Annotated in this window: 16 protein-coding genes and 2 pseudogenes; 7 read left to right on the forward strand and 11 right to left on the reverse strand. The window is 38.0% G+C overall.

Annotated elements, in window-relative coordinates; all coding sequences use genetic code 11:
* Window positions 1–26: 26 nt before the first annotated feature.
* Both ACLKL2_RS09320 and ACLKL2_RS09325 read left to right on the forward strand, forming a co-directional pair.
* A complete protein-coding gene (locus ACLKL2_RS09320) occupies window positions 27–275 on the forward strand; it encodes a hypothetical protein (RefSeq protein WP_413694177.1) in 249 nt (82 codons plus the stop codon).
* Window positions 272–697 carry a Fe2+-dependent dioxygenase gene (locus ACLKL2_RS09325; protein WP_413694178.1) on the forward strand — a complete coding sequence of 142 codons (426 nt, stop codon included), beginning with the start codon at window positions 272–274 and terminating at the stop codon, window positions 695–697. The genes ACLKL2_RS09320 and ACLKL2_RS09325 overlap by 4 nt, the downstream gene beginning before the upstream one ends.
* A 324-nt stretch (window positions 698–1,021) precedes the next feature.
* Here ACLKL2_RS09325 and ACLKL2_RS09330 read toward each other — a convergent pair whose 3' ends face one another.
* Window positions 1,022–1,471: a DMT family transporter gene (locus ACLKL2_RS09330; RefSeq protein WP_413694179.1), complete on the reverse strand. Its 450-nt coding sequence runs from the start codon at window positions 1,469–1,471 to the stop codon at window positions 1,022–1,024.
* Window positions 1,425–1,937, reverse strand: a complete 513-nt coding sequence (locus ACLKL2_RS09335; RefSeq protein WP_413694180.1) for a DMT family transporter — start codon at window positions 1,935–1,937, stop codon at window positions 1,425–1,427. Before ACLKL2_RS09335 ends, ACLKL2_RS09330 begins: the two co-directional genes overlap by 47 nt.
* Before the next feature lie 106 nt (window positions 1,938–2,043).
* On the opposite strand from ACLKL2_RS09335, the gene ACLKL2_RS09340 reads away from it, so the two are divergent.
* Window positions 2,044–2,943 carry a LysR family transcriptional regulator gene (locus ACLKL2_RS09340; RefSeq protein ID WP_409440157.1) on the forward strand — a complete coding sequence of 300 codons (900 nt, stop codon included), beginning with the start codon at window positions 2,044–2,046 and terminating at the stop codon, window positions 2,941–2,943.
* Between the two features lie 179 nt (window positions 2,944–3,122).
* Complete coding sequence (locus ACLKL2_RS09345) at window positions 3,123–3,746, forward strand: tyrosine-type recombinase/integrase (RefSeq protein WP_413694181.1); 624 nt, start codon at window positions 3,123–3,125, stop codon at window positions 3,744–3,746.
* A 578-nt stretch (window positions 3,747–4,324) separates the two neighbouring features.
* Here the strand turns inward: ACLKL2_RS09345 and ACLKL2_RS09350 are convergent.
* From ACLKL2_RS09350 to ACLKL2_RS09365, 4 genes and pseudogenes are all read right to left on the reverse strand, one after another.
* On the reverse strand, window positions 4,325–4,552 hold the full coding sequence (locus ACLKL2_RS09350; protein ID WP_413694182.1) for an AzlD domain-containing protein: 228 nt from the start codon (window positions 4,550–4,552) through the stop codon (window positions 4,325–4,327).
* Window positions 4,545–5,272 (reverse strand): annotated as a pseudogene (locus tag ACLKL2_RS09355) (AzlC family ABC transporter permease). The gene ACLKL2_RS09350 and the pseudogene ACLKL2_RS09355 overlap by 8 nt, the downstream one beginning before the upstream one ends.
* Window positions 5,273–5,314: 42 nt before the next feature.
* Window positions 5,315–6,157, reverse strand: coding sequence for an AraC family transcriptional regulator (locus ACLKL2_RS09360; RefSeq protein WP_413694183.1), 843 nt, complete (start codon window positions 6,155–6,157; stop codon window positions 5,315–5,317).
* Between the two features lie 712 nt (window positions 6,158–6,869).
* Window positions 6,870–8,058, reverse strand: a pseudogene (locus ACLKL2_RS09365) (NAD(P)/FAD-dependent oxidoreductase).
* A 109-nt stretch (window positions 8,059–8,167) separates the two neighbouring features.
* Here ACLKL2_RS09365 and ACLKL2_RS09370 point away from each other — a divergent pair.
* Window positions 8,168–8,764 carry a histidine phosphatase family protein gene (locus tag ACLKL2_RS09370; RefSeq protein ID WP_413694184.1) on the forward strand — a complete coding sequence of 199 codons (597 nt, stop codon included), beginning with the start codon at window positions 8,168–8,170 and terminating at the stop codon, window positions 8,762–8,764.
* Window positions 8,765–8,828: 64 nt separating this feature from the next.
* On the opposite strand, the gene fkpA is transcribed toward ACLKL2_RS09370, so the two are convergent.
* The gene (gene fkpA / locus ACLKL2_RS09375) at window positions 8,829–9,605 is read right to left on the reverse strand and encodes an FKBP-type peptidyl-prolyl cis-trans isomerase (RefSeq protein ID WP_413694185.1); all 777 of its coding nucleotides are present in this window, start codon (window positions 9,603–9,605) and stop codon (window positions 8,829–8,831) included.
* A 125-nt stretch (window positions 9,606–9,730) separates the two neighbouring features.
* Between fkpA and ACLKL2_RS09380 the strand changes: the two genes are divergently transcribed.
* Window positions 9,731–10,627, forward strand: coding sequence for a WD40 repeat domain-containing protein (locus ACLKL2_RS09380; RefSeq protein ID WP_413694186.1), 897 nt, complete (start codon window positions 9,731–9,733; stop codon window positions 10,625–10,627).
* Window positions 10,628–10,724: 97 nt separating this feature from the next.
* Entirely contained in the window at window positions 10,725–10,952 is a 228-nt protein-coding gene (locus ACLKL2_RS09385) for a SlyX family protein (protein ID WP_413694187.1), read from the forward strand.
* Between the two features lie 37 nt (window positions 10,953–10,989).
* Here ACLKL2_RS09385 and ACLKL2_RS09390 read toward each other — a convergent pair whose 3' ends face one another.
* The 4 genes from ACLKL2_RS09390 to ACLKL2_RS09405 all read right to left on the reverse strand — a co-directional run bounded on the left by ACLKL2_RS09390 (window position 10,990) and on the right by ACLKL2_RS09405 (window position 13,347).
* Window positions 10,990–11,730, reverse strand: coding sequence for an NRDE family protein (locus tag ACLKL2_RS09390; protein ID WP_413694188.1), 741 nt, complete (start codon window positions 11,728–11,730; stop codon window positions 10,990–10,992).
* Window positions 11,702–12,235, reverse strand: a complete 534-nt coding sequence (locus ACLKL2_RS09395; protein ID WP_413694189.1) for a hypothetical protein — start codon at window positions 12,233–12,235, stop codon at window positions 11,702–11,704. Before ACLKL2_RS09395 ends, ACLKL2_RS09390 begins: the two co-directional genes overlap by 29 nt.
* A gap of 120 nt (window positions 12,236–12,355) precedes the next feature.
* Window positions 12,356–13,039, reverse strand: a complete 684-nt coding sequence (locus ACLKL2_RS09400) for a type IV pilus modification PilV family protein (RefSeq protein ID WP_413694190.1) — start codon at window positions 13,037–13,039, stop codon at window positions 12,356–12,358.
* Window positions 13,039–13,347: a hypothetical protein gene (locus ACLKL2_RS09405; protein WP_413694191.1), complete on the reverse strand. Its 309-nt coding sequence runs from the start codon at window positions 13,345–13,347 to the stop codon at window positions 13,039–13,041. The genes ACLKL2_RS09400 and ACLKL2_RS09405 overlap by 1 nt, the downstream gene beginning before the upstream one ends.
* Between the last annotated feature and the right edge of the window lie 4 nt (window positions 13,348–13,351).

Here is a 13,351-nt window from a genome sequence, read left to right on the forward strand (position 1 = left end):
ATTAATAAAAGGTAATATAAAACCTCATGATCACGATCCTAGACAATGTATTAGACAAAGAAGCTTTAGTTAACATCCATAATACACTTACATTAGGCGAGTTTTATGCAGGTTCCGAAACAGCAGGTTGGGCAGCTAAATCAGTGAAAACTAATCAGCAATGGCAAGCAACGCCTGAGCTAGAGTCAGAAGTCACTAACGCCCTAACCAGCCAATTAGTCACACATCCAGAGTTTTCCACCAGCACCTATGCTAAAAAAATAGCGCCTTTTTGATTAGCCAAAGCCAACATTCAGGTGGCTATGGGGATCATGTTGATGATGCGTTAATGGGTAGCGAAGCAATACTCAGATCCGATTTATCCTGCACCCTCTTTCTCTCCAACCCAGATGATTATCAAGGCGGAGAATTAGTCTTTTCATTTGGTGCGCAGCAGCTCAGTTATAAACTACCGGCAGGTCACGCCATTATTTATCCTTCAACCTCATTACATCGAGTCAATCCAGTAACTGAAGGGGTAAGGCATGTAGGTATTACTTGGTTAGAGAGTTATATTCGTCATGCAGACCAACGTGAAGTACTACAAGATCTAGATAATGCCAGACGAGAAATCATGAAAACACAAGGTAAAAGCAACGCCTTTGACAAAATCAGCAAATCACACGCTAACCTATTACGCTTGTGGGCTGAAACTTAATTTAGCTACAAAATCAAGGAAAGATCACTCATCGAAATATTTTCATTGCATTTAACAAGTAAACTTGGCGATGTTCAATTTTTGTATCTCGCTTTCGCCCCCAAAGCAACTTAGAAATGGATATCATTGTTCATAATTTAAAAGTCCGCTGTGAGCCTAAAGCGGTCTTTAAAAAAGTACTTTTCTACCGATTGGAACCACGAAGCAAGATAGCGCACTAAGTTGAAAAGGTCGTAAAGAATGGTAACCATTTACACTTGCAATTTACCACTTTTTTGAGTGTAGCAATACTCCTGTGCTTACTAATTAACACAACCAGTAAGTTTACCTAGGTGCTTCAATCTCTTTTATGTCTTTGCGTTGATTACGTTTTACGACCAAAACACCAGCTAATATACATAAAATGCCAAACAACTGTGATAGTTCCCCACCATTATTGATAATATCCCAAACAACCCCTGTAAGTAATTGACCTCCAATAACGAGCAATGCGGTCAGCGTTGCCCCAATTCTTGACAGTACATAACTATTTATAGCGACAAATAAAGCGCCTAAAATACCGCCAGTCCAGCTTGCGGCAGGAGCATCCATAATTCTTTCAAGCGGAACTATTGATGTAAAATATACAATTATACTTAGGAAAATAAACCCTATAGCATGATTCCAAAGAGATGCGTAGAACGGGCTGGTATCCTGACTTAGTCTTCCATTAAGTATTCTACAAAAACTAATACAGCATCCGTTGAATAGAGCAATCATAATTACCATTGTCATTAATATCCCTTCCGAACAATGTTACTAAACAACCTACCGCCATTAGTATTAATGCAATAGCATCATTAAGGTTCATTGAACGTTTATCTAAACCAAACAAGCCTAAGGTATCGCATATAAATCCAAACAAGACTTGACCTGCCATAATTAATACGATTGAACCGGACAAACCTAGTGGGCTATTGACCGTGATAGCAGCCAAAATTACGGTAAAAGCGCCTGGTATGCCTCCCAAATAAGCCCAAATGGGAGTTTTTGACTTGGAATGCGAAGATATTTTTCCTTTAACGAAAGCACTGGCTAGCATTAACACCACAAGGGAAACTATTGTACCAACTCCGTGTGCAACCCAGGACGCAAGCAAAGGTGAGCTAAAAGTGGCTAGTTTACTATTAACTGCAATCATACTGGCAAGCATTACCCCGCCTGCAAGTGCCATAGAGAGATTGATTGGTTGTGTCTTCATGCTATTTCCAAATGATTTAATGTTGTTATGTAATATATAGAGTTTCTATTAGCTTGATAATCCACTATATTGTGAACTCTTTGTTTCCCACAGGTAAACAGTAAAAATGGATACATTTTCAACTATTCCGGTGTTCACTGCCGTAGTCGAACTGGGCAGTTTTTCTCAAGCAAGCCGCAAACTTGGGGTAACCAAATCAGCCGTGAGTAAGCAAATTAGTTCGTTAGAGGCACATCTGAGTGTAAAACTGATTCAGCGAACAACTCGTAAATTAAGTTTGACAGAGGCGGGTGAACAATATTACAGCTATATCCATAGAGCTAAAAATTTAGTCAATGAAGGTGAGGATGCTATTAGCAGTCTTCAAGGAACTCCCTCTGGGCATCTCAAAGTGAGTGTTCCCATGGTGTTTGGACAACTTCATATTGCACCTTTGTTAAGTGAGTTTTTAATTCGTTTTCCTAATATAAAGCTTAGTTTATCAATGGATGATAAAGTCGTAGATCTAGTTCAAGATGGATTAGATATGGTATTAAGAATCGGTGAATTATCTGATTCAAATCTTGTGGCACGTAAGCTATCTCGTTGTCGTAGTGTACTCTGCGGATCCCCTAGTTATTTTAAAAAACATGGTAAGCCTCAAGAATTAAATGATCTAAAACAGCACAATTGTTTGTACTATTCCTATTATAGGTCGGGTCTTGAATGGGTGTTTGATGGCCCCAATGGTTCTGAGCGGATCAAGCCAGATGGTAATATTCAGGTAAATAACAGTGATGTACTCAAGTTGTTGATGCTCGATGACATTGGTCTCTGCCAAATGCCACTATTTCTTGTCGAACAAGAGTTGAATAGCGGTGCATTAGTAACCACATTGGAACAATACAAACTACCTGAGCACGGGATATACGCAGTTTATCCTCAGCGCTCTTTCATTCCAGAAAAACTCAAGGTATTCCTTAATTATCTAGAAGAAAAATTAGTTCTGAAGAGTCAAATATGGTAAGTGTTGATGCTAATTAAGGTAGGCAACAATTTAAGAAACGTCTAACAGATTTGGGGCAATATAGCTTAGAAGTCGTACTCTATTCTATCTAAATTATATTCAAGGTTAACGTCTGCTGTGTCGGATAAAGCGACCACTAACAACTATACTTATAGTCCCTTTAAAGAAGGAGAACTATCATGTATCAACTCACCGTTTACACACCTAAACCAACTTGGAATAAAGGCAAGCTTGTAGGGCAAAAATCACCTCTTAAGCTCGAAGAGGTGTGGTCAATACGAACACGGTTAGAAATAAGCAATAATCTCAGAGAACTAACTATGTTTAACCTCGCACTAGACTGCAAACTTAGAGCTTGTGACTTTGTTAAGTTGAAAGTCAGGGATATAGCCCATGGGACAACCGTTCAATCCAGAGCAATACTTGTTCAGCAAAAAACAGGGAAGCCAGTACAGTTTGAAATAACAACTAAAACTAGAAACGCCATCACTTCTTGGATCAAATCTCAGCACTTAAGCGCTAGTGATTATCTTTTTCCAAGTAGAGTAAAAAACAATGATCATCTATCAACTCGTCAATATTCCAGAATCGTAAAACGTTGGATTATTAGTATTGGACTTGATCCTACTGCTTACGGCACACACTCAATGCGTAGAACTAAGGTGTCACTAATATATAAACGCACTAAAAATCTTCGTGCGGTACAAATATTGTTAGGCCACACCAAGCTGGAAAGTACTGTGAAATATCTTGGTGTTGAAGTTGATGATGCATTAGGAATTTCTGAGCACACCGATATATAGTCATTAATTGTTAAATAAGCATGGACGCTTTTGAGCCTAAAGCCGAGATTAAGCTTTTGTGAAACCATCAACTTATTTAGACTAATATTAACCAAAATTTGCTGCTAATTTTGAGTCAGATTCAAGTTCATAGCAGATGTTGGTAATATGTAGTTAATATTAGCCACATATTTATAGCTTCCTGAAACACTTTTTGCACGAAGCAAGATAGAAAAGGTTATTGTTCACTCCAAATTAGTGGCTCAAATCATTTGGCCAGAACACATTTTCTTTGATGTTTTTTAAAATTATTGCATCTATTACCTGAAGACAAAGCCTTAGTATATTTTTAGAAGTGCGTTTTCTACGTGTCTAAATTATGTTGGTGATATTTAAACAGAAAGGAAACTATTCAACCTAAGTGGTAATTAACCGTAAAATGCTAACAATTTTAAATTTTCGAGGTAAATTCACTATTAACTTGTTGAATAAAAAGTACTTAAAACTCTAATAAAAAAATTGAAGTGCTAAAAATACAAGCATGCTGATAATTACAACTATTAATGTGCTTTTTATCTTAAGACTTAAAAGAATACAAATTAAACCAGCCAATAAAAATGGACTAGAAAAAATGAACTTTCAGTGTTTTCATTGCTTAAAAATACAATAGGTACCCACATTGCAGTTAAAACTGAAGGGGCCGTATAACCTAACGCCATTTTTACTTTTACACTCAGTTCAAATGGGAGTTTTTTAGAGAAGAATAAATATCGACAAGTAAATGTGATACATGTCATTCCCAGCAACATTACCCAGTAGTTATTCATATGTCCCTCCTTTTATAGCGAATAAAAAACCTGAAATAATCCCAATTAAGGTTGCGATAATTAAGGCGTGTTCATTGCCCATATCGGTGAGGACCAATACGCTTACCCCACTAGCAAGAACAGAGATTAGTGTTGAAAGACTATTAATAGAAGGGATTACAATTGCAATGAAAGTTGCTGCTATGGCAAATTCAAGTCCCATATTTTCAATATTAGGAATAAACTGACCAACATTAATTCCTATAAAAGTAGATATGTTCCACATGATATAAAATACAATACCAGTACTTATTGCATACAAATGGTTATAAGATTTATATTTTTCTATATAAGCACAAGTCACAGCAAACATCTCATCAGTTAGGAAAAAAGCAGTACAGCAACGAGTCGTGAGTGAACTTTGGCGAACATGCTCTCTAAATACAGCAGAATAAAGCAAGTGCCTTGAACTTATAACAAAAGTAGAGGTAAATATGGAAGATAAAGCCCCCCTATAAGCGTTAAACTTGCAAGTTGTGCTGCTCCTGCAAATACCAGTAATGACATAAGCTGAGCTTGAATAGGTGATAGTCCAATTTTGATAGCAAGAGATCCACACAAAATCCCCCATGGAATGACTGCAATGCCTAAGGGCAGCATATCAATGGTAGCTTGATATATGAGTTGTGGTTTATTTTCTTGTTTCACGCTATTACAACTTGAATACATATGCTTTTGCATAAAATTAACTCCTTATTTATTTATGGGGAGTTTAGATCTTTGTTAGTCAGTATTCTTGTATATAATTGCTTGTTTTTGAAAACGGCTAGGTGTGGTTCCAAGTGCTTTTTTAAAGTGATGAGTAAAATGACTCTGATCATAGAATCCACAATCGATGGAAACTTGACTTGGCTTAATCCCGAGCTTTAGCAAAGCTTTTGCTTTTTTTAATCTAACTTGTATTTGGTAGCTATGTGGTGCTAAGTGAAAATATTTATTGAATTGCCTAATAAAATGAAACTTACTTAAGCCAGATATTTCAGATAAACGTGCTAATGAAATATCTTCTTCAGGATAACAATCTAAAAACTCTTTAGCCAATAGTAGTTTATTTATACTGCCAGAACGATCACTTGGAGTATCCGCAGGACTAGAATGGCGTAAGGTTAGGCTCATCAAAGTGGCATAGAATAACGTTTCCATTAAAAGCTTAGAACTATTCATCTCCATTTGAGAAAATATGAGCCTGAGCTGTTGAGCCAACTGTGGATCTTCTACAACGGATGAGTGGAAATACGGGGTCAAATTTTTTCCATTATATAAATCTGTACTTATGTGCGCGAAATGCTCCGGTGTAGGATACATTGCTTTATAACCCCAGCCTGTTGTCGTGGCTGACTCTCCTGTATGAACATCGTCAGCATTAACCAAAATAATACTATTTTTGCCAGCTAAATGGGAGGCACCACTACGATCAAACCTCTGTGCACCATATTCAATAACACCAATAGTATAGCCTTCATGCACATGCTTTGAAAAAGTTTGTTTAGTATAATTTGCATTTACAACTTCAATACCATCGAAGGCGTTTGCTATTTCAAAGTCAGCTTTTTCTTTTTGCTTCATTTTTATAAGTCAGTGATTTTTTGTATAAAATTGCTCATGAAAATTACCTTTTATCTGTTCATGGTTAGAATGGGATAAATGCAGCCTTGAGATATGAGTCATTATACAATGATTGCGGTTCTAATTAGTTCTATTTTTTTAAACATTTCTATTAGCCTCTTTCATAAGACTGTTGTGGCTGAGTCATATTGCCCACTAATTTGTTGGTTGCTGTGGCACTTTGAGGGCGAAATGCCTTAGCGTTAAGACTATACAAATCTAAGTGAATTTTGAATGACTGCTATGGCGGCTTTGTTGTCTGTCATGATGAATAAAGGTCTATGCTTTCTAAACACTGAGTAGCTATCAACGTTAATGACCGCTCTGTCGGAACAGCTGACGTTACATACTTCAGAAATTCACATAAATTCTAAGTCGCTTTGTGCCCCAAAGCGAGTTAGATTGATGGGCTTCTAGTCCTTTTAATTGACTTGTATAATACTTCTCGTACCTTTAGATTTTACATCTAAATTTCAAGCCAAGGTTTATAAAACTTACCTTCTCCAATCCCATATTTTTTTAAGTACCTGTTGATAATCTTCTAAAGACGCTAGCTTTCGTCCACGTGGCATAATTACTCTCTACTTTAAAATATAAGATAAGAATAAAAACGAACATTACTACGGGCCAGCTTTATTGTTACTTCACAGTATTAAACCGCTTGCCCTGCGGCTCAACCACAGCTCCAACACCATGCGAAATTAAACCCGCCTAGCCAACCGGTGACATCCATGGCTTCGCCGACAAAGTACAACCCTTTTACAGATTTACATTCCATGGTTTTAGAGGAGATAACGTCGGTATCAACACCGCCTAAGGTCACTTCGGCTGTACGATAACCTTCTGTTCCGTTAATGAGTGGTTGCCACTGATGGAACAGCTCGACAACTTGCGATAACTCTTTTTCAGTAAATTGCTTTAATGGGCGGCTTTCAATCTCTGCAATAGCTAATAAGCACTCTACGACACGCTTTGGTAAATGCTGCGATAACACGGTTTTTAACGCTAATTCAGGTCTATCTTGCTGGGTTTGAGTCAATAATAAACTAAGATCTTCACTGGGTAAGAGATCAATTGAGATAGTATCGCCCGCTTGCCAATAGTTAGATATTTGTAAAATCACAGGGCCACTTAAGCCGCGGTGAGTAAACAATAACGCTTCACTAAAACTCATTGGACGATCTTTTTTCGTCGCATTTTTTAATTGCTGTGGCCGTTGCAGGTAAACTAATACCTGATAATTCAGTTAGTTTCTCTTTTTGTGTCGGTTGTAAAGTGAAAGGCACTAAGCCAGCACGGGTTGGTTTCACAGGTAAGTTATATTTTTCAGCCAGTTGATAAGCAAAAGGTGTCGCGCCCAATTTCGGCAGTGACAGCCCACCTGTTGCAACCACTAATGATTGGCATTCAACATCACCTTGCGAAGTTTGCACTCTAAAATGGTCATCGCCTAGTTGTTGATGAGCGATTACTTCACATTGCGTTTTGATAGTCACACCTGCTGCCTGTGCTTCATCAAGGAGCATTTTTACTATCTGTTTGGCGCTATCATCACAAAACAATTGTCCATGGTCACGCTCATGCCAGGCAATATTATGTTTATCCACCAACGCGATAAAATCCCATTGTGTATAACGGCTCAGTGCTGATTTTACAAAATGTGGATTACTACATAGGAAGTTGCTTGGTTCTACGTATAAGTTAGTAAAGTTACAACGCCCACCGCCACTCATAATGATCTTTTGACCAATACGTTTAGCATGCTCGATAACCAGTACTTTTCGTCCACGTTTACCAGCCTCAATGGCACACATTAAACCAGATGCACCAGCACCAATTACCACTACGTCAAAACCCATCACATCAATCACCTAACACTTGTTCATTATCGTCTAAAATTTATCGCACAAGGATACACTATTTGCCATTTTATGGTGTTAATATTAGTGCTCTTTTATGCTAAGGAATGCTATGACTGATGTGTATTTAATTCGCCACGGCGAAACCTTATTTAATCAACAAGGATGCTTTCAAGGCCACTCTGATAGTCCACTCACCGAAAAGGGACAACAACAGGCTTTACAATTAGCCGAATACTTCAAAGTAATACCGTTACAACAACTCTATTGCAGCGATTTAGGCCGAGCTCAATCCTCTGCACTGCCATTAGCTTCAGCTCAACAACTTACTATAAAGACCAGTGGGCAATTACGAGAAATCAGTTATGACTATTTAGATGGGCAACCTAAATTACAGTTAACAGCACAAGACAAACAGAAGCTACAACGCTTATTCTCTGGCGAGTTAGGTTATCGTATTGGTGAGGGTGAAACCTTGCAAGAGGTACAGGAACGTATTGTTAATAAGTTAAATGAGATTGCGTTGCGTCATCCTGGTGAGTCTATCGCAGTGGTGACCCATGGCTTATCCATTGTGATGCTATTAAAGCATATTTTGCATATTCCAGTGGATGCACCTCGTCATTTTAATATTCACAATGCGTGTATCTGTCACCTCACTTGTCAGGCAGAGCGATGGATGTTGCAAAGTATTCAGCGTAATGATTAAAAATTTAAGGCACAAAAAAGGCCACTAAAAAGTGGCCTCAGTAACTAATAGTGCTTTAACAGCATTATTTAGTTGTTTTTTCTTCTGCTGCGTCAGCTTTTTTCTCGATATCTAATAATTCAACTTCGAAAACCAGGGTTGCGTTAGCAGGGATAGAACCAGCACCTTGCTCTCCGTATGCTAGGTCAGCAGGAATAACAAACTTGTATTTCTCGCCAACACTCATTAGTTGAACACCTTCAGTCCAACCAGGAATAACACGGTTTAGTGGGAATTTAGCTGGTTCGCCACGTGCAACAGAGCTATCGAATTCTGTACCGTCAATTAATGTACCAACATAGTGTACAGTTACAGTGTCTTCAGCAGCAGGTTTTGGACCTTCAGCTTCAGTAATCACTGAGTATTGTAGGCCTGAATCAGTGACTGTTACGCCTTCAGCTTTTGCATTCTCTTCTAAAAATGCTTTTGACTCTGCTGTCGCTTTTTCTTTTAATTCTAGTTGTTTTTTCTCAGCGGCAGCTTTAACTTCTGTATCGTATACTTTTAATGTTTCGATCATCTCTTCATCAGTTAATTTAGAGTTTCCACGTAATGTATCAGTGATACCTTGTAGGATAACTTCTTTATCTAATGTCATGCCGAATTCAGCTTGTTTTTCTAATGTAGTCGAAACGTAACGAGAAAATGAAGCACCAATTGCGTAGGCTGCTTTTTCGTTAGCATCTTTAAAATTCACAGCAGTTGCTTCTTGAGTCGGGGCTGCTGATTCTTGTTCTTGGTTACAACCAACGGTCAATGCAACTGTAGCTGCTAGTAAAGAAACTTTAAAAATGTTTTTCATTGTTACTCCAAATATTAAATTAAAACAGATAGCTTTTGATTTCACTTCAAAAATTGCAAAGCAGTATCTAAAACAGTTAACTTATACTAACCTTATAGCTGTTTACCAACAAAGACAATTTAATCATGCAATTAGCTAATACTTTTAAATCCCTTTTACTCGTAAGCACCCTATTGTTAACTGCTTGTGAGCAATATCCACAACCTTCGCAGCAATTTGAGCATGCTGCAGAGGGAGCTTTCAGTGCGGACATCTCCGACAATGGAGATTATTCGCTTATATCATCCATCCACCATGGTATCAGTTTATGGGACAACCGAAACAATAAACTATTGTTCAACTGGTATCACCATCAAAATCAAGACAATGACGTTTTTATTGTTCGTTTATCAGCAAATAATAGTGTTGCCTTAACAGCGAGTCGCCATGAGTTTGCCCTATGGGATATAAAAACTGGAAAATCACTGGGATTTTACCAAGTGTCCGACTCTCCTATTCGAGATATTCAACTATCTGAAAACGGCAATATGATAGCTTATGGACAGGTTAACGGTAAGTTAGTTCACATTAATTTACAGACGGGCCGCCGCTTAGAGGCACCATTGCACCGAGAAAAAGTGAACAGTATCGATATGTCTAGTAATGGACGTTATGTATTATCCGGTGGCAACGATCACCAGGCCTTTTTATGGGATACTGAGACAGCACAAGTGGTACAACGCTTTGAATTTGATCAGCGCGTTAGTTTAGTAAGATTAGAGAAAAATGGTCGCTTTGCATTTATTGCCGATACTCAAAAAGCGTCTCAAATCTGGAACTTACAAACAGGTAAGTTACAAAGCACATTGATATATAAAGCCCGTCAGTCGATATTCTCTTCGGTACGTTTTATCAAAGGTGGGCAATACTTATTAACTGGCAATGCGACTCAGTCAGTTAATTTATGGGATACAGAGAGCGGACTTAAACAACAAGAGTGGGCAGTGACTGCAAGAAAGAGACACGTCCTAAAACAGCTGTAGTATACTCAGCCTCATTATGGAACGATTCAGCGATTGTCACTGAAAGTTCCGCAGGTTTATTAGAAATTTGGCCATTAGCCCCTTTATAAGAGACATCATGACTAACAAACAGACAGAATTAGAAGAACGTATAGAACAATTGGAAATGAAGGTTGCTTTTCAAGAGGATAATATCGACACGCTTAATCAAGAGATATTTGAGCAGCAACGTCGCACTCAACAATTAACAGAACAAGTGGCTTTATTAGCAGTGAAGTTAAAAGAGAGTCAGCCGAATCAGTTAGCGTCAGAAAAGAAGAGATGCGTCCACCGCATTACTAAATAATAAGCTCAAGCTCCGTTATAACTCACTGACTTTAAAATTAAAAAGTCAGTGAAATTTTCTCTTCTGTTTGCTCTGCAAAGTAATCCACATACCCCAGCTGCACTTTCTTACCTAAGTGATTATTTTGATTGACTGCAATATGAGTAAAGCTCACCGTTTTGGCATCATCACGGAACATTTTTACTGAACATTTGCCCGATTCACCTTGATGCTGATGATATTGAATATAATCAGCAGTATTGGCTGTTTGTACATTAATAGCATTAACAAAGTGCTGTTTACGATAGGCAGATACAGTTTCAAAATCCACACCGGAAGAGGTAACAGGCAACGACTCAATTGCGCTTAATAAAGAGTGAGTGAGTTGTTTACCATCCCATACATATTGTCGGGCACCGTGTTTACTTGCCGTTAATAACGACAATTGACTGTCAAAAACACATAGTTGAAAGGCTTGGAAACAGCTTAAGTCCATGCTTAATAACTGTTGATGGATCTGATCAACACGCGCTAATAAACGCGGAATAATCACCCCACGACTGGTAAAGTTTTTAAGGCTGGGGTTAATTTGAGCTTGATAATAGTTGAGTAAAGCTAAACTCACACCACTTTGATGTGTTGCGATCCAAGTACCACCACCTGTAGGGTCTATCGGATAAACAGCGTTAAGTTGCTTATCTAACATAGGTATAATGGCTTGAGGTCGAGTACGCTGCTCATCTCTATTAAAAAATAGCTGGTAACCCTGCTCAGTCAATTGATAAGTTAATGTACACATAACTTACTTCTGCTCGTAGGAAGGTCGCTGTGGCTGGTGCAATTCCTAAATCTCGTTCAATATCCACTTCTTGTACTTGTGCGATATGTTTAATAGTTGCTAAGTGGTGAACCGTATGACTACCAACAAAAATAACTTCTCTCGCTAATGTGGTATCAACCATGGCAACTTGTTTATCAACAACAGAGATTTCAGTGGATAACTTAACACTCGTTGCAAGCTGTTCGGGTGTTAGGCTTTGTAAAAATACGCCAATCTCTTTAATGGCTGCTTGTGCTGCTTTAGGACAACTTTCAACAACCCCACCACGACTGCGTTTATCGTAATCAATTAAACCTTCTGAAAAACCATTAATAACAGATTGGTAATGATCTAAAATATGGCGCATATGTGCACCTGCAGAACTCATAAACATTGGCGAAATGACTTCTGTATATTGTGCTTCTGTCACTGCTGCTAAATAGGTATTAGCTTGTTGTAATATAACCAGTTGGCTTTCTATCATTGGCCAAACATTCCTTCAAAATTTAAATTATATAGAATTAGAGTAAAGCGAGTGCATGATAGTTCAATTATAGCATAAGCATGTTTATTGGGTTATCACAAAGTCATAACATTAAAGCGTTTACTCCTCCTGTTGCTTATCAAACAGATTGAGTTGATCCACTTGCCCGTGACTATCCCAGCCTACCACTTCAAGCTCACTATTATCCGAACCGCTAATGAGTGGAGTACTCAGTTGCGAATACAGTCCATTAGTTTGATACAAATGACTGTTATAAATAACAAAATCACCCACTTGATACGTTTTATTAGGGTCAAAATACAGTATTTCATTTAACGTAGTACTCGGTGCTACGATATTAGAGAAACCCTTTTTCGCTTGTTGCTCAAACTGCTCTGAGAGTATCGACGTCATATTGATTTGCTGTGAATAAACAACGCCTTCAACTTCTCCTAAACTATTAGACCAAGATACATGCAAATTAATTTCTTTAAATTGATTATTCGCATTAAAATCATCTGCAACAGACTTAATTTCCCATTCAATAGAGAAAACGCTACTAGCTAATGGGATATCAGTTTCAACCTGTTGATGTAGTGCTAACAGGTCATCGACGTCATTTATCTTCAACAAACCTTCTAGCTTAGTGCTTGCCAATGAAATTGCCTGTGCATGGGCTATATTTTTATTTTGTTGTTGTGCAATTTTTATTTGTAAGCCACTCATATTTAACGCCGTTAAGCTAATTACAATCAGTGACACTAAAATTTCTACAAAGGTAAAGCCTTGATTTTCCTTTTTCATTAGAAGTCTCTCCATGTTCCAGCGACTAATTGATAATGACTTGCTGACGGGATCACCGCTAATTGTTGATATAAACGCTTTAAGACTTGTTTATCGTAACGAACAGATAAATGAGGTGATGTAACGCCATCACTGTCTACTAAGTTACTGGTATAGGAACAATCATATTCACTCAGTAAGCTGCCATTGACCTTGATACCAGATAGGTTAATAGATTGCTGCTCACTGACTTGTTGAATACCCTCTTGATATTGAAAGGAACCACTGTTATCTAATACCGCTTCACTCTTAGGCAAAAGGTATAACATGCCA

It is taken from the genome of Psychromonas sp. KJ10-2, assembly GCF_047323255.1.
GTDB lineage: Bacteria > Pseudomonadota > Gammaproteobacteria > Enterobacterales > Psychromonadaceae > Psychromonas.